We start from the raw sequence: 15,790 nt of genomic DNA, 5'->3' as shown, positions 1-15,790 counted from the left end.
TATGGGATGTCCCGTTTGGACGGGACAAATCGTCCTCATTCACAAAAGGGGCACCAGGCTCGGGCGGCCCGGGACACGATCCCGCCAGGGTTTTCGGCGTGCGGCACAAGGCCGCGCTCTACCGAGGAGTCAGCCGATGAGCACGTCCCCCGCCCCCCGTAAGCCCTATCTGCTCGCCGCGGCGGTTCTCGCCGGTCCGCTCGCCGGAGTGGTCTGGCATCTGGCCGATACCGTCGGTCTCCCTCGATCCGAGGCGGCGGACTACCTCGCCCAGGTGGCCGCCGACCGGCAGGGCTACGCTCTGGGCACCGTCTTCTATATGGCCTTCGTCGGCAGTTACATCCCCAGCGGCCTGGCCATGATGCGAGCACTGCGAGACCGGGCACCGCTGGCGGGGACGATCTCCGGCCTGCTGCTCGCCCTGGCTGGTGTGCTCGGTCTGATCGTGTCGGGCATGCGACCGGTCGTACTCGGCCTGGCGCCCGAAGGTGGAGCGGTCGCCGAGGCGGCCGCGGCCTACGAGCGGTACCAGGACTCCGCGTGGTTCGGCGGCGTCATGCTGCCCATGCTGGCCTCGGTCGTGATCGGCCTGGTCGTACAGATCGCCGTGATCCTGCGCACCGGTGTCCTCCCACGCTGGACGGCGCCGCTCCTGCTGGCGGGGTTCGTCCTGTCCAGCGGGGAGTTCTCCTCCGCGGTCACGGTGCTGGGCGTGCTGGTCCAGCTGGCGGGCACCGTGCCGCTGGCCGCCAAGCTCCTCGCCGAGCCCGAGCCCGAGCCCGAGGCCGGGTCTGTGGCTCTCGCATGATGTGGCGGCGACCGCGCAACCGACCGGCCCCAGCGGCGCACCGGTCGGACACAGACTGTCCGGCCTTAACTCACGCGCCGCGAAATGAGGCGCTTGCCCAGCCGTTGCGCTGGAGTCTCCACAAAACGCCACGTCAGCGCGCTCAGCCCGAGCAGCACGCCCGCCACGCAGGCCAGAGCCACCAGCCGCACCCCTAGCGGGACAGCCGACGGCTCCGGCCAGAACCGGCCGGCACGGCGACGGCCCGATGGCGGCCCCCTTCCTCAGCGGGCAGGTGGCGCACCGTCCCCGGGGGGATCGGCGATGCGGTAGCCCACGCCGGGCGTGGTGGTGATGACCGGGGGATCGCCGAGCTTACGGCGCAGCCGGCCGACCGTGACGGTGACCGTGTTGGTGAACGGGTTGGTGTGTTCGTCCCAGACCTGTTCGAGCAGGTCTTCGCTGCTGAGGAACGCGGGACTGGCGCGCAGGAGGGCCTCGAGGAGGGCGAATTCCTTGACCGACAGGTCCAGCGGCCCGCCGTCGCGGGTGGCGGTGCGGCGCAGGGGGTCGAGTTCGATGCCCGCCGCACGCAGGGCCCGGGGACGGGCGGAGGGTTGGCGGCGGGCCAGGGAGCGGATGCGCAGGACCAGTTCCGGGAAGTGGAAGGGCTTGGCGAGGTAGTCGTCGGCGCCCAGGGTCAGGCCCGTGACCCGGTCGCCCGGCGAACCGGCCGCGGTCAGCATCAGGACCATGACGCGGTCGTGACGTTCGGCGATCATCCGGCAGAGGGTGTCGCCGTGGATGCCCGGCAGGTCGCGGTCGAGGACGACCACGTCGTAGGCGTTGAGGTCGAGCTTGGCCGCGGCTTCCAGGCCGTCGTACGCCACGTCCACGGCCATGCCCTGGTCGGACAGCCCCTCGACCAGGACGGCGGCGAGGGCGCGCGCGTCCTCCACTACCAGGACTCTCACGCCGGGACACCCGCCTGTGCGCTCGTCAGGGGGAGCGAGACGGCGACCCGGAGACCGCCTTCGGGCCGGGCACGCAGGTCCAGGCCGCCGCCGTGCGCCTCGGCGACGGCGGCGACGATCGACAGGCCGAGCCCCGAGCCGTTGTCGGAGCCGGTCCGGTCCGCGCTGAGCCGTTGGAACGGCTGCGCCAGCAACGCGACCTGGCCCTGATCGAGAACGGGCCCGCCCGTCTCCACGACGAGGAGCGCCCTCTGGTCCTCGGCCCGGGTCGCGCACCGGATCCAGCCGCCGTCGTGGTTGTGCTTGACGGCGTTGTCGATCACGTTGTCGATCATCCGGGCCAGCAGTGTCGGGTTCCCCCGCGTCCACGCGCGGTCGTCGACCGTGTCGTCATGCACGGTCAGTCCCTTGTCGGAGATGTCGGCGGCGCGGGCGTCCAGGGCCGCGGACACCGCGTGGCCGAGGGAGAACGCCGTATCGTCGGACGACGCGCCGTGCCGGCTGCGGGCGAGGAGGAGGAAGCCCTCCAGAAGCCGGTCGACTCGGTCGAGTTCGGCGCGGAGCCGGTCGGCCAGCGCGGCCGTCTGCGCCGGTACGGGCTCGGGCTTGGCCATGGCCACGTCCAGCGAGGCCCGCATGGTCGTCAGCGGGGTGCGCAGTTCGTGGGAGGCGTTGGCGACGAACCGGCGTTGGGCGGTGAAGGACGCCTCCAGGCGTTCCAGCAGTCCGTCGATCGTGTCGGCGAGGTCCTTCACCTCGTCGGCGGGACCCGCCACGGCCAGGCGGGTGTGCAGGTCGTCGGCGGAGATCCGGCGGGTGGCCGCGGTGATGGTGCGCAACGGGCGCAGCACCCGGGCCGCGACGATCCGGCCCAGCGCGACCGACACCAGGGCCATGACGCCCAGCGCGACGATGGAGCCGGCCAGGAGCTGACGCGACTGAGCCGCCCTCACCTGCGACAGCTCGGCCTGGAGGAGCCGGTTGAGCTCCATGGCGGTCTCGAACGTGGCCGGCTGGACCTGCGCGGCGCCGGGCGACACGACATGGCTGGACTGCGTCCCCCACAGCCCCACGAGGTTGTTGATGACCAGCAGTCCGACACCGGACATGAGGAACATGGCGCCGTACAAGGCGGTGAACCGCCACCGCACGGTACGGGCGCGCATGGCCAGACGACGCGGCGTCCTCATCAGTCATCTCCTTGCTCGGTGCCGACCTTCAGGATGCCGCGCCCGACCTAACAACGATGTGACAGGGCTCGTTCGGGCCGTGTTGGGTCCGGGTCCGTACAACCGGAGCCATGCACGCAACCATCGAAGTCCACGGCCTGCGCAAGCGGTTCGGCCCGACCGTGGCGCTGGACGGGATGTCCTTCACCGTGTCCCCGGGACACGTCACCGGTTTCGTCGGGCCCAACGGCGCGGGCAAGTCCACCACGATGCGGGTGATCCTCGGCCTGGACGCGGCCGACGAGGGCACCGCGTTGGTGGGCGGGCGGCCGTACCGGAGCCTGCGCACGCCGCTGACCCACGTCGGCGCCCTGCTCGACGCCGCCGCGCTGCAGCCCAGCCGTACCGCGCGCAACCATCTGCTGTGGCTGGCGCGCTCGCAGGGGCTGCCCGCCGGGCGGGTCGACGAGGTGCTCGAGCAGGTCGGTCTGCGGTCGGCGGCCCGCCGCAGGGCCGGCGGCCTCTCCCTCGGCATGCGGCAGCGGCTCGGCATCGCCGCCGCGCTGCTCGGCGACCCGCCGGTGCTCATGCTGGACGAGCCGGTCAACGGCCTCGATCCCGAGGGCATCGTGTGGATCCGCGGCCTGCTGCGCTCGCTGGCCGCGCAGGGCCGCGCCGTCCTGGTCTCCAGCCACCTGATGAGCGAGTTGGAGGACACCGCGGACCGTCTCGTGGTGGTGGGCCGGGGCCGGGTCGTGGCCGACACCACTGTGGCCGAGCTGATCGCCGCCGCGTCCCGTGACCGGGTCAGGCTCCGTACGACGGCCCGGGAGCGGGCGACGACGGTGTTGTCGCAGGCCGGGGCCACCGTGGCCGTCGCCGACCGCGACGTGATCACCGTCTCGGGGCTGACGGCCGAGCGTGTCGTGGCGGTACTCACCACCGGCGCCGTGCCGTTCTCGGAGGTGGCCGCCGACCGGGCCACGCTGGAGGAGGCCTACATGGAGCTCACCCGGAACGCGGTCGAGTTCCGCGCAGTGGACGCCGAGGCGGGCCGATGAGCGCAGGCACGGCCCCGCGACGCGGCGACTTCGCGCGCCTGCTCCGCGCCGAGTGGACCAAGTTCAGGACGGTACGCGGCTGGGTGCTCGGCCTGGCGGTCGCGGCGCTCGTCATCGTGACGCTCGGGCTGCTCTCCGCCTCGGGCAGCCACACCTCGTGCGGCGGTCCGGGCGATGTCTGCTCCGCCGTTCCGGTGGGACCGGGCGGGGAAGCGGTGGACGACAAGTTCTACTTCGTGCACAGGTCGCTGACCGGCGACGGCGGTATCACGGCGCGCGTGAGCTCCATGACCGGCCACATCCGCAAACCCGACGTCACCCCGGGGGCGCGTAACGTCGTCGACGGCGTCGTGCCGTGGGCGAAGGCCGGAGTCATCGTCAAGGACGGCACCCGGCAAGGATCGGCGTACGCGGCGACGATGGTCACCGGCGGCCACGGGGTGCGGATGCAGTACGACTTCACCCACGACATCGCCGGGCTTCCGGGCGGCGTGTCGAACGACTCCCCGCGCTGGCTGCGGCTGACCCGCTCCGGGGAAGAGCTCACCGGCTACGAGTCGGCGGACGGCCGGCACTGGACCACGGTCGGCACCGCCCGGCTGGCCGGGCTGCCGGAAACGGTGCAGATCGGGCTTTTCGTCGCCTCTCCCGGCGATCTGACGGTCCGGCAGGCCGATTTCGGCGGGAGCATCCAGCAGGTCCGGTTCGCCGAGGCCACCGCCGTCTTCGACCAGGTCGCCCTGGAGGGCAGGACGTCCGGCGGCGCATGGGAGCGCGACGACATCGGCGTGACCGTATCGCCCGACGGGTCTCTCCACCATCCGGGCGGGTTCGCGCAGTCCGGCGACACCTACACCGTGACGGGGGTCGGCGACATCGCTCCGCTCGGGGAGGGACAACGGATCGAAAGCACCCTCTCCGGCCTGCCGGCCGGACTCCTCGGGGTGATCGTGGTCGCGGTCATGTTCGTCACCGCCGAATACCGGCGGGGCCTGATCCGCACCAGCCTCCTTGCCGGCCCACGGCGCGGCCGGGTGCTGGCGGCCAAGGCCGCGGTGATCGGCACGGTGACGTTCGTCGCCGCGGCGGCCGCGGCCGGCATCACGGTCGCCGTCGGCACGCGGATCCTGCGCTCCAACGGCAACCCCGTCCTCCCGGTGAGCACGCTCACCGAACTGCGCGTCATCGCCGGGGTCGCGGCGCTGCCGGCCGTCGCCGCCGTGCTCGCGTTCGCTCTCGGTGCCCTGTTCCGGAACAGCGCCGCCGCGGTCACCGTGGCCGTCGCCGTCATCGTCGTGCCGCACGTCCTCGCGACCACGTCCGTCCTGCCGATCGGCGCGGCCCAGTGGCTGCTCCGGCTCACCCCGGCCGCCGGATTCGCCGTCCAGCAGAGCATCCCCGAGTACCCGCACGTCCTCGCGCACTACGCGCCGTCGGCCGGTTACTACCCGCTGGCCCCGTGGGCCGGCCTCGCCGTGTTCTGTGCCTACGCCGCGCCGGCCCTCGGGCTGGCGGTCGTCCGGATACGCCGGAGGGACGCGTGAGACGGCATCTCTCGGCCGAGTGGACCAAACTGCGCACTCTGCCAGGAATCGGATGGCTGCTGCTGGCCGTCGTCACCCTGACCCCCGCCGCGAGCGCCGCCGCGGCCGCGATGGTCTCCTGCCCGCCCGCCGGATGCGCGTATGACGTCCCCAAGCTCGGCCTCATGGGGGTCCAGGTGGGCCAGGCCGTCGTCGCCGTCCTGGCCGTGCTGGCGGTCACCGGCGAGTACGGCACCGGCCTGGTCCGCACCACCTTCACCGCCATGCCGCGCCGGGTCGCCGTCCTGACCGCCAAGGCGGCCGTCCTGACCGGGTTGACGCTGTCCGCGGGGACCGCCGCCGTGCTCACGTCCGTACTGGCCGGGCGGATCATCCTGCCCGGCAACGGGTTCGTCCCCGAACACGGCCAGCCGCTGCTGTCCCTGGCGGACGGCCCGACATTCCGGGCGGCCGCGGGCTCGGTCCTCTATCTGGCGCTCATCGCCCTGCTCAGTCTCGGCGTCGCGATCGCCGTACGGGACTCGGCGATCGCCATGGGCATCGTGTTCGGTCTGCTCTACGTCCTCTCGGCCGTTCCCCTCATGGTCTCCGACCCAGGCTGGCAGAAGCTCCTGTGGCAGATCTCTCCGATGAACGCGGGGCTCGCCGTCCAGGCCACCGCGCGTCTTTCGGACCTGCCGCTCAGCCCGTGGGCCGGCCTGGCCGTGCTCGCGGCGTGGGCCGCCGCCGCGCTCCTGTGCGGCGGGCTGCTGCTACGGGCGCGCGACGCGTGAGCCCCTTCCCGCCTGGCGAGTGAGCCGGTCCCGCCGGAGGACGACCTTCGTGGTCTTGGCGACGTACGCGGTGGGGGCGTCGTCCCAGTCCGCGAGCAGGGTGGTGACGCGTTCGGCGGGAAAGCCGGTGCGGTGAACGAAGTCCAGCAGGTCGGGGAGGGTGGCACGGGCGTGAGAGACGCCTACTCGGAGCGTGATGTCGGTGGCGTACATGCGCATGACGGGGACGCGGGTGCCGACCCCGAGGTAGTAGCCCACGGCTGTGCATACGCCGCCGGGAGCCGTCGCGGTGAGCGCCCGGCGCAGGCCCGGGGCCCGTGATGTGGCTTCCACGACGATGTCGTAGCTGCCGCGCGTTGTGGCGGTGAGTGGCCGCGCTTCGGCGCCGAAGGATTCGGCGATCTGGCGTCGCCCGGGGTCGTCGTCGAGGTAGTGGACGGTCGCGGCGCCGTGGGCGGCGGCCAGTCCGGCGGCGTACAGGCCGATGCTCTTGGCGCCGCCGCCGAGGATGAGCACGGTCGCGCCCTCACGGCGGGCGAGCAGCGGGACAACGGTTCGCCAGGCGTCGGCAAGGTTGTCGCTGGCCGCGGCGACGCGCAGCGGCGGCACGTCGTCCGGGACGGGGACGAGCATGTGGTCGGCGTGGGGGACGCGGATCCGGTCGGCCACCATGCCTCCCCACGGGCCGCTGGCGGAGCCGAAGCCGTAGGCGGCGAGGGTGCCGCGCGTGGTGGTGGCGCATTTGGAGGTGAGCCCGGCCAGGCAACGGGGGCAGGTGCCGCACGAGACCGCCCAGGGGACGACCACGGTCTGGCCGACCCGGATCCGCCGCACGCCGGGCCCGACGGCGACCACTTCGGCGACGCATTCGTGGCCGATCGGGAACGGCCCGTGGAAGGGGACCTTCCCGCAGATGGAGCCCACGATCGGGTCGACGAGGCCGAGCGCCATCCCGGCTTGGAGCGCCCGCGAGACCGGCCGGTGGATCGGAACGGTGTCACCGTCGCAGCGGCCGGCGAGGAACGGCCGGACGATGGCGTCGCCAGCCTCGGCCAGATGTGGTGCGGCGCATTCGCGCCAGGCGAGGCGACCACTGCGCAGGAAGACGAGCTCACGCACGCTGCCGTGGGTCATCGCGGCCGTCGCGGGCGGGGGAACATCGGCATGAGCAAACTCCTGGCAGGGACGACGACTGGAGTTATAACGATCGTTATAACCGCACGACACCGTAGGCTATAACGAGCGTCATAAACAATTGGAGGTGTCCGGTGTCACAGCGGGAGCCGCGGTCGAGAGAGCGGATCATCATCGGCGCGGCCGACCTGATCCGGCGACGCGGGCTGGCCGGGAGCACGGTCCGGGACCTGGCCGCGCACTCCGGCGCACCGCTCGGCTCCACCTACCACTACTTCCCACGCGGCAAACAGCAACTGGCCGCCGAGGCGGTCCGGTTCGCCGGCGACCTCGCCACGCGGGTCCTGGAGCGGGAACTTGAGGCCGGTCCGGTGGCCGGGCTGCGCGCGTTCCTGGCCTTGTGGCGGCAGACGGTCATCGACAGCGACTTCACCGCGGGCTGCCCCGTCCTGGCCGTCGCGGTCGAGGAGCCGCCGGACGACGCCGACCCCGAAGCGATCAAGGCCGCCGCCGAGGTCTTCAGCGCCTGGGAGGGCCTCCTCTCCGCGTCGCTGCGCGACCGCGGCGCCGCACCCGAGGAGGCGGCGCGGCTGGCCACCCTGGTCGTCGCGGCGGTGGAGGGGAGCGTCGCGATGTGCCGCGCCAAACGCGACATCCGGCCGCTGGACGACATCGCCGCCCAACTGGAGACGCTCATCGACGCCGCCGTCACGACGTGACCGGGACGCCGCCTGGACCGGGTTTGCCCGCGTGGCGGGGTGTGTGCGAGCCTGTTCGATCATCTCGCGGAAAGGGCTGGTCGTGACACTCGGCATGGTTCTCGGTGACTTCTCCTCTCGCGCTTCGACGCGGGAGCGGTAGCCCGACCTGCCCTGACACTCGCGCCCGTGCTTGTGCACGGGCCGTTTCCCCTGCTCCTCGTCGAAGTGCTCTTCGTGCCATCGCACCTTCGACCACGAGGAGTACGTCGTGTCCACGATCCGCTGGACCGAAGCCCGCACCACCCGATCCGCCCGCTGGCACTCCGAGAGCGCGACGCCGCCGCCCAGGCGGGTCGCCGTCGCGGACGACCGGATGAGAGCCGACACCGCCTACCGCCTGGCCTGCGAAGGAACAGCGCTGCTGTGGCGCGGCGACTTCCCCAACGCGCGCCAGCTGCTGCACGCGATGGGCCGCCGCATCGACCGGAACCGATCCCACACCGGCGGCGGCCCGGCCGAGTCGTTCCATCTGCACCGGCGGGCCCGCGCCCATCGTGCCCGGATTCTGGGCCGGCTCCTGGTGGCCCTCGACGACGACCACTCTTTGGCGCTGCGCAGGGCGCCCGACGTGCGTCAGGCGTGCACCGAGGCGTACGGCCCGCCGCGTGAGCCCATGGTGGTGTCCTTGCGGGAGCTGCTGGGCGTGATCGGGGCGCGCGAATGGCGGAGAAAGGGCGTGGAGGTCCCGGCTCTCGGCGCGCGCATCCATCCGCACTACGGCGTGTTCTCGCCGGTCAGGGGCGAGTACGTCGACCTGGTCGCACAGGCGGCGCTGCCCGCGTCCGCGCGCCGCGGCGCCGGTCCTCGGACGGCGTTCGACGTCGGCACGGGGACCGGCGTCCTCGCCGCCGTCCTGGCCCGCCGCGGGATCGGCCACATCGTGGCGACCGACATCAGCCCCCGCGCGCTGGCCTGTGCCCGCGAGAACGTCCGCTGCCTGAGCCTCGACGCGCGCGTCGACGTCGTCGGTCCCGCTCTGTTTCCCGAGGGCCGCGCGGACCTCGTCGTGTGCAACCCGCCCTGGATCCCCGCCCGGCCGACCTCCGCCCTTGAGCAGGGCGTCTACGACCCGGACAGCGCCATGCTCCACGGCTTCCTGCACGGGCTCGCCTCCCACCTCGAACCGGGAGGCGAAGGATGGCTCATCCTGTCCGACCTGGCCGAGCGCCTCGGGCTCAGGACGCGGCGCGAGCTGCTGACGGTCATCGAGGCGACCGGGCTCCGCGTGGTGAGCAGGATCGAGACCAGGCCGCGGCATCCGCGCGTGCGGGACAGCGCCGACCCGCTGCACGCCGCCCGCGCGGCGGAGGTCACCTCGCTCTGGCGCCTGGGTCGTGTCTGACTCGGCCGGGTCGGTCCCACCGCCGCGTCCTCAGTGGTAGCGGCGGCGGGACCGGTGGTGTCAGCGCCAGCCGCCCTCGTCCACGCCGCCGGGGACCGGCGCCGAGGCGTCGTACGGCTCACGCGTGAAGATGAACGTGTTGAGGTCGAGGTGGACGCCACCCTCGGGGGAGCGGACCACGCGCAGCGTCTCGCCCGCGTAGTACCCGTCGAGGCCGAGCCAGGTGCCGTCCGGCTGGGCGACGAACCGGGAGGCGCGCCCCAGGCCGCCGACCGGCGTCAGCGAGACGCCCCGGTCCGGCAGCAACCGCAGCAGGTAGGCGCTCGGCCCCCAGTACCACGGGCCGGTGAGCGCGAGCAGGTCGGCCTCGGCCGGGCCGGGCAGCCACTCGGCCGGCAGCGCCGGCTCGTGCGCGGCAAGGATGTCGAGCAGGTCCTTCGGAAGCGAGAACTGCACGCCCGAGGTGGTGTTGGCCATGAACAGGACGCCCAGGTCGGCGGCCGGGTCGGCCCACACGGTGGCCAGGAATCCGGGCATCGATCCGGTGTGACCGGCCAGGCGGCGGCCGTTGTGCCGGGTGAGCTGCAGGCCGAGGCCGTACCCCGAGACCCAGCTCTCCCCGTCGTCGACCGCGGCGGGCTCGCGCATCTCGGCGAGCGTGCCGGGGCTCAGGACGCCCGCCGTGTGGCCGGCGACGAAGGCCGTCCAGCGCGCGAGATCCGCCGGAGTGGACCAGAACTGCCCGGCCGGGGCCATGGCGCCGTGGTCGTTCTCGGGCTCCGGAAGCAGCACGTCGGCCCAGGGGTGCACCGCGTAGCCCTGGGCGTGGGGGACGCGCGGGCGCGTGGTCGTGCCGGTCATGCCGAGCGGGTCGAGGACCTCCTCGCGCACCGCCTGCGCCCACGGCATCGAACGCTTGCGGGCGACCAGCTCACCGAGCAGAGCGAAGCCCAGGTTGGAGTAGTGGTAGCGGCGGCCGGGGCGGTGCCGGGAGACGCCGGAGCCGAGACCCGCGATCAGCTCGTCGGCCGGACCTCCGGGCGTGCGCTCCCACCACGCCCCCGGCGGCTCGGCGGTGAGCCCGCTGGTGTGGGAGAGCAGGTGGGCGACGGTGACCTCGTCGGCGGGCGTGCCGGGCATGTGCTTGCCGAGCGGGTCAAGCAGGTCGAGAGCGCCCTCGTCGCGCAGTCGCATCACCACGACCGCCACCATGCTCTTGGTGATCGAGCCGATGCGGTACTGCGTGTCCGCCGTCGGCGGCTCGCCGTCAACCCTGCCCCGGAAACCGAGCCAGGCGACCTGACCTCCTCGGACCAGCGCCGCGGCCAGTGACGGCACCCGTGACTCCGCTTGCTCGACCGCCAGCCTGTGCAGCAGGGCGCGAGCGGTACGTTCCTCGACCTTCGACATGGGTCCAAGGCTAGCGGCGCGCTCTGACAGACCCGCGCGGCATCGGCGGATCTCGTGCCCGGTCAGGGGCGGCTCAGCCGGCCCCGTCCGTGCCGTCCGCCGCCTCCCCGTCCCCGGGCCTGTCCCCGGGCCTGTCCCCGGGCCTGTCCCCGGGCCTGTCCCCGGGCCCGTCCTCGGGCTCGGCGTCCTCGGCCAGGACGAGGTCGAGCAGGCCGGGGAAGCGGGCGCCGAACTCGGCCGCGCGCAGCCGGTTGACGCGACGGGTGCCCTCGTCACGCTGCTCGAGCAGCCCCGCCTCCCTGAGGACCGCGAAGTGGTGGCTGAGCGTCGACTTGCCGACCGGGATGTCGAAGGTGCCGCACGCCTTGGTCCACTCGGGCGAGGCGGCCACCTGCCGGATGATCAGCCGCCGTACCGGGTCGGCGAGGGCGTGCAGGGCGGACTGCAGGGTCGCCTCCTGGGGATGCACGTGGGTGAGGGACCGGCCTCGACCGGCACCCCCACTGTTCGATGCGCGTCGAACGTCTGAGTAATGTTCCATCTCGATCGAACATCTTAGGAGGAGACATGGACGAGAAGCGGACCCGGATCGGCCGGGTGGGGGTATGGCACGCCGCGATCGGCCGCCTGTCGGCGGAGGCGACCAGGAAGGCCGTCGCCGAGATCGAGGAGTTCGGCTACGGCACCCTGTGGTTCGGCGAGGGATCGACGACCAAGGAGGCGCTCAGCAACGCGGCGATCCTGCTCAGCTCCAGCAGGCGGATCACCGTCGCCACCGGGATCGCGAACATCTGGGCCCGCGACGCGACGGCGATGGCCTCCGGCGCGGCCACGCTGGCCGAAGCGTTCCCCGGCCGGTTCGTGCTCGGCATCGGCGTCAGCCACGCCCCGCTCGTCCAGTCGCGCGGCCATGACTACCGGCGGCCGGTGGCCGCGATGGTCGGCTACCTCGACGCGATGGACCAGGCGAGGTACGACGCGACGCCCCCCACGCATCCGGCGCCCCTCCTGCTGGCCGCGCTCCGTCCCAAGATGCTGGAACTGGCCCGCGACCGCGCCGACGGCGCGCATCCGTACTTCGTGCCGGTCGAGCACACGGCGCGGGCGCGCGAGGTGCTCGGGGACGAGCCGGTCCTCGCGCCCGAGCAGGCCGTCGTGCTGGAACGCGACCCCGCCACCGCGCGGGCGTACGCGCGCGAGCACATGGCGCCCTATCTGGCCCTGCCGAACTACGCCAACAACCTCCGCACGCTCGGGTTCGACGACGACGACCTCGCCGACGGCGGAAGCGACCGGCTGGTGGACGCGATCGTCGCCTGGGGTGACGAGGACGCGATCCGCGACCGGGTGCAGGCACATCTGGACGCGGGTGCCGACCACGTCGCGATCCAGCCCCTCGCTCCCGGCGGCAGGCTGCCGCTGGAGCACCTGAGAGAGCTCGCGCCCGCCCTGCTCTCCCTCTGAGGAGCCCTCGCACGAGTCCTCACACGAGCCCTCAGCCGAGCGCCGTGCCGTGCCCGACCGCTCCGGCGGCACGGCCCGGCCGGCGGCTGCGGGAGAATGCCACCCATGACGAACCCTCCCGGCAACCCTCCGGGCGCGGTCCTCGACGCCGTACTTGAACGCATTGTCCGCAAAATGAGAAACGCCTATCTCAGGCGGTAGCCCTGTCCTCAGGGGCGGTGACACCGCCGGTGGACCAAGTGGCGGAGGCTTGAAGCCCTGTCCGGATGTGGCCATGGCTGGAAGGTGACTTTCCGCCCAAGATCGGGTCTTATGGAGGCGAGCGGCCCAGCGTCGCCTCAATCATCGGTTCGAGAGGATCACATGGCCATTCCTGCTCGCGCCTACCTGATCAATAAGAAGTCAGGGCTGGCGATCGACATCGAGTACGCAAACCCTGACGAAGGTGCCCGCGCCCTGCAGTGGACTCCCAATGGAAACGCCAACCAGCGATTCGAACTCAGGCCCACCACCAGGCCCGCCGGGCTCCCCCCTGATTACGGTTACCATCTCATCGCCGAACATTCCGGCAAGGCGCTGTCGGCCCATCCCAACTGGCCCGAAGACGTGCAGCAGTACAATCTCTACGCACCTGACAAAGCCATGCGCTTCTACCTCAAGGAGGTCGCGGAGGGGGGCTTCTACCGGATCGTCTCCCAGTACCCCCCGGGCAAGGTGCTGGCCGTGAAGGGCGGCTCCACCGATCCGGGCGCGCGACTGGTGCAGGTGGATCTCGTGAACTCTTACCCTGACGCCGACAGCCAACTGTGGCAAATCCAGGCCGCTCCCTAGCGTCAGAACGCGGCGGCGGACACGCCCTGGAACACCGCGGCGGATCATCGTCCCAGGTTCATGAGCCACCAGAGGGCCGGGTGACTGATCCAGCACGTCACCCGTACCAGCAGATGCTCGACGTCGTCCGCTCGGTCCACGACTCCAGCGCCCCGGTCAGCCGGGCCCGCTACCAGAGGCAACGCCTAGCCGAGCTCGATGACGACCTTGCCGAACGGCGAGCCCTCCCGGTAGTACCGGTAGGCGTCCTGTACGTCGGTGAAGGTCCGATCGAAGATCTGCCCTAGTCTCGTCGGTGTGGTGAGGCCTGAGGGGAGTCGGGACGCGGGTTCCGAAAATGCTGCTACCAATTTGAGCGCAGTACTTGAACGGATCACCTACGCCAACGAGGAGACCGGCTACACCATCGCCCGGGTGGCGACCGAGCGCTCGGGAAACGAGCTGCTCACCGTGGTGGGGCCGTTGCTGGGCGCCCAGGTGGGCGAGTCCCTGCGCCTCACCGGCCGGTGGACCTCCCACCCCCGGTACGGCAAGCAGTTCGAGGTGTGGTCGTACGCCACCGTGCTGCCCGCGACCGTCCAGGGCATCCAGCGCTACCTCGGCTCGGGGCTGATCAAGGGGATCGGCCCCAAGATGGCCGAGCGGATCGTGGACCACTTCGGCACCGACACCCTGCGGGTGATCGAGGAGGAGCCCGGCCGGCTGGTGGAGGTGCCGGGGCTCGGCCCCAAGCGCACCAAGATGATCGCCGCCGCCTGGGAGGAACAAAAGATCATCAAAGAGGTGATGATCTTCCTGCAGGGGGTCGGCGTCTCGACCTCGATCGCGGTCCGCATCTTCAAGCAGTACGGTGACGGCTCGATCGACGTGGTGCGCAAGGAGCCCTACCGGCTCGCCGACGACGTGTGGGGCATCGGGTTCAAGACCGCAGACACGATCGCGCAGGCGGTCGGCATCCCGCACGACAGCCCGGAGCGGGTCAAGGCGGGCCTGCGCTACACCCTGTCGCAGGCCGCCGACGACGGCCACTGCTACCTGCCCGCGCCCAACCTGGTCTCCGACGCCGTGAAGATCCTCGACGTCCCGGCCGAGCTGGTCACCACCTGCCTGGATGAGCTGACCTCGGACGACTCCCGCGAGGCGAGCGTCGTCCGGGAGGAGATCCCCGCGGCCGAGGGCACCGTGCCCGCGATCTACCTGGTGCCGTTCCAGCGGGCCGAGGCGTCCCTCGCCGCGACGCTGCGCGGCCTCCTCACCACCTCGGGGAACCGGCTGCGCGCGTTCGAGGACGTGGACTGGCCGGTCGCGCTGGACTGGCTGCGTGGCAAGACCGGCGCCGACCTCGCCCCCGAGCAGGCCCAGGCCGTACGGCTGGCGCTGACCGAACGGGTGGCCGTGCTGACCGGGGGACCGGGCTGCGGCAAGAGCTTCACCGTGCGCTCGATCGTCACCCTCGCCAGGGCCAAGCGCGCCAAGGTCATCCTCGCCGCGCCGACCGGCCGGGCGGCCAAGCGGCTGGCGGAGCTGACCGGCCACGAGGCGACGACCGTGCACCGCCTGCTGCAGCTCCGGCCGGGCGGCGACGCCACCTTCGACCGGGACAACCCGCTGGACGCCGACCTGGTCGTGGTGGACGAGGCGTCCATGCTCGACCTGCTGCTGGCCAACAAGCTCGTCAAGGCCGTCGCGCCCGGCGCGCACCTGCTGTTCGTCGGCGACGTCGACCAGTTGCCCTCGGTCGGCGCGGGCGAGGTGCTGCGCGACCTGCTGGCCGCGCCCGACATCCCGAGGGTGCGGCTCACCCAGATCTTCCGGCAGGCCCAACAGTCCGGCGTCGTCGTCAATGCGCACCGCGTGAATACCGGCCAATCGCCTCTGGTTCGCGAATTCCCCGACTTCTTTCTTTTCCCATGCGAGGAGCCGGAAGAAATCGCCGCGCTCACCGTGGACGTCGTCGCCCGTCGCATTCCGGCGAAGTTCGGGCTCAATCCGCGCCGCGACGTGCAGGTGCTCGCGCCGATGCACCGGGGCGCGGCCGGGGCGGGCGCGCTGAACATCGCGCTGCAGGAGGCGCTCACCCCCGCGCGCGAGGGCATGCCCGAACGCCGGTACGGCGGGCGGGTGTTCCGCGTTGGCGACAAGGTCACGCAGCTCCGCAACAACTACGACAAGGGCGCCGCCGGCGTGTTCAACGGCACCGTGGGCGTCGTCACCGGCATCACGCCGGAGGAGAGCAAGCTCACCGTCCTGACCGACGAGGACGAGAACGTCGACTACTCCTTCGACGAGCTTGACGAGCTGGCCCACGCGTACGCGGTGAGCATCCACCGCTCGCAGGGCAGCGAGTATCCGGCCGTGGTCATCCCCCTCGCGACCAGCGCGTGGATGATGCTGCAGCGCAACCTGCTCTACACGGCGATCACCAGGGCCAAGAAGCTCGTGGTCATCGTCGGCTCCCGCCGTGCCCTGGGCCAGGCCGTACGCACCAAGGGGGCGGGCAGGCGGCACACCGGGCTGACCCACCGCCTGCTGTGAGCCCG

General features: G+C 72.0%; 14 protein-coding genes. 9 read left to right on the top strand and 5 right to left on the bottom strand.

Going from position 1 to position 15,790, the window contains the following annotated elements:
- Window positions 1-136: 136 nt before the first annotated feature.
- Window positions 137-808: a hypothetical protein gene (locus tag AWQ68_RS26855; RefSeq protein ID WP_066944973.1), complete on the top strand. Its 672-nt coding sequence runs from the start codon at window positions 137-139 to the stop codon at window positions 806-808.
- A 263-nt stretch (window positions 809-1,071) separates the two neighbouring features.
- Here the strand turns inward: AWQ68_RS26855 and AWQ68_RS26850 are convergent, their stop codons facing one another.
- On the bottom strand, window positions 1,072-1,761 hold the full coding sequence (locus AWQ68_RS26850) for a response regulator transcription factor (protein WP_084464438.1): 690 nt from the start codon (window positions 1,759-1,761) through the stop codon (window positions 1,072-1,074).
- Complete coding sequence (locus tag AWQ68_RS26845; RefSeq protein ID WP_066944970.1) at window positions 1,758-2,951, bottom strand: sensor histidine kinase; 1,194 nt, start codon at window positions 2,949-2,951, stop codon at window positions 1,758-1,760. Before AWQ68_RS26845 ends, AWQ68_RS26850 begins: the two co-directional genes overlap by 4 nt.
- 110 nt (window positions 2,952-3,061) lie before the next feature.
- On the opposite strand from AWQ68_RS26845, the gene AWQ68_RS26840 reads away from it, so the two are divergent.
- The 3 genes from AWQ68_RS26840 to AWQ68_RS26830 are packed head-to-tail and all read left to right on the top strand — an operon-like array spanning window position 3,062 to window position 6,308.
- The gene (locus AWQ68_RS26840) at window positions 3,062-3,991 is read left to right on the top strand and encodes an ATP-binding cassette domain-containing protein (protein ID WP_066944968.1); all 930 of its coding nucleotides are present in this window, start codon (window positions 3,062-3,064) and stop codon (window positions 3,989-3,991) included.
- Window positions 3,988-5,535 (top strand): DUF1349 domain-containing protein, encoded by a 1,548-nt coding sequence (locus tag AWQ68_RS26835; protein ID WP_066944965.1) that lies wholly within the window; start codon window positions 3,988-3,990, stop codon window positions 5,533-5,535. The genes AWQ68_RS26840 and AWQ68_RS26835 overlap by 4 nt, the downstream gene beginning before the upstream one ends.
- On the top strand, window positions 5,532-6,308 hold the full coding sequence (locus AWQ68_RS26830) for an ABC transporter permease (protein WP_066944962.1): 777 nt from the start codon (window positions 5,532-5,534) through the stop codon (window positions 6,306-6,308). Before AWQ68_RS26835 ends, AWQ68_RS26830 begins: the two co-directional genes overlap by 4 nt.
- Here the strand turns inward: AWQ68_RS26830 and AWQ68_RS26825 are convergent.
- Window positions 6,288-7,427 carry a zinc-dependent alcohol dehydrogenase gene (locus AWQ68_RS26825; RefSeq protein ID WP_218007049.1) on the bottom strand — a complete coding sequence of 380 codons (1,140 nt, stop codon included), beginning with the start codon at window positions 7,425-7,427 and terminating at the stop codon, window positions 6,288-6,290. The two genes, AWQ68_RS26830 and AWQ68_RS26825, sit on opposite strands and share 21 nt — an antisense overlap.
- A 149-nt stretch (window positions 7,428-7,576) precedes the next feature.
- On the opposite strand from AWQ68_RS26825, the gene AWQ68_RS26820 reads away from it, so the two are divergent.
- Complete coding sequence (locus tag AWQ68_RS26820; protein ID WP_066944958.1) at window positions 7,577-8,161, top strand: TetR/AcrR family transcriptional regulator; 585 nt, start codon at window positions 7,577-7,579, stop codon at window positions 8,159-8,161.
- 250 nt (window positions 8,162-8,411) lie between these two features.
- Entirely contained in the window at window positions 8,412-9,545 is a 1,134-nt protein-coding gene (locus AWQ68_RS26815) for a methyltransferase (RefSeq protein ID WP_066944955.1), read from the top strand.
- A gap of 60 nt (window positions 9,546-9,605) precedes the next feature.
- On the opposite strand, the gene AWQ68_RS26810 is transcribed toward AWQ68_RS26815, so the two are convergent.
- Entirely contained in the window at window positions 9,606-10,955 is a 1,350-nt protein-coding gene (locus AWQ68_RS26810; RefSeq protein WP_066944953.1) for a serine hydrolase domain-containing protein, read from the bottom strand.
- Between the two features lie 73 nt (window positions 10,956-11,028).
- Window positions 11,029-11,424: an ArsR/SmtB family transcription factor gene (locus AWQ68_RS41330; RefSeq protein ID WP_245656112.1), complete on the bottom strand. Its 396-nt coding sequence runs from the start codon at window positions 11,422-11,424 to the stop codon at window positions 11,029-11,031.
- A gap of 98 nt (window positions 11,425-11,522) precedes the next feature.
- Here AWQ68_RS41330 and AWQ68_RS26800 point away from each other — a divergent pair, with 98 nt between their 5' ends.
- The 3 genes from AWQ68_RS26800 to recD2 all read left to right on the top strand — a co-directional run bounded on the left by AWQ68_RS26800 (window position 11,523) and on the right by recD2 (window position 15,785).
- The gene (locus AWQ68_RS26800) at window positions 11,523-12,419 is read left to right on the top strand and encodes an LLM class F420-dependent oxidoreductase (protein WP_066944950.1); all 897 of its coding nucleotides are present in this window, start codon (window positions 11,523-11,525) and stop codon (window positions 12,417-12,419) included.
- Window positions 12,420-12,782: 363 nt separating this feature from the next.
- On the top strand, window positions 12,783-13,250 hold the full coding sequence (locus AWQ68_RS26795; protein WP_066944947.1) for an RICIN domain-containing protein: 468 nt from the start codon (window positions 12,783-12,785) through the stop codon (window positions 13,248-13,250).
- Window positions 13,251-13,601: 351 nt separating this feature from the next.
- On the top strand, window positions 13,602-15,785 hold the full coding sequence (recD2, locus tag AWQ68_RS26790; protein WP_066944945.1) for an SF1B family DNA helicase RecD2: 2,184 nt from the start codon (window positions 13,602-13,604) through the stop codon (window positions 15,783-15,785).
- Window positions 15,786-15,790 lie beyond the last annotated feature (5 nt).

The sequence above is a fragment of the Microtetraspora fusca genome (assembly GCF_001570365.1).
GTDB classification, from domain to species: Bacteria; Actinomycetota; Actinomycetes; order Streptosporangiales; family Streptosporangiaceae; genus Microtetraspora; species Microtetraspora fusca.
The sequence above is the reverse complement of the archived record's forward strand: the minus strand, read 5'-3'. Positions and strand labels throughout refer to the sequence as shown.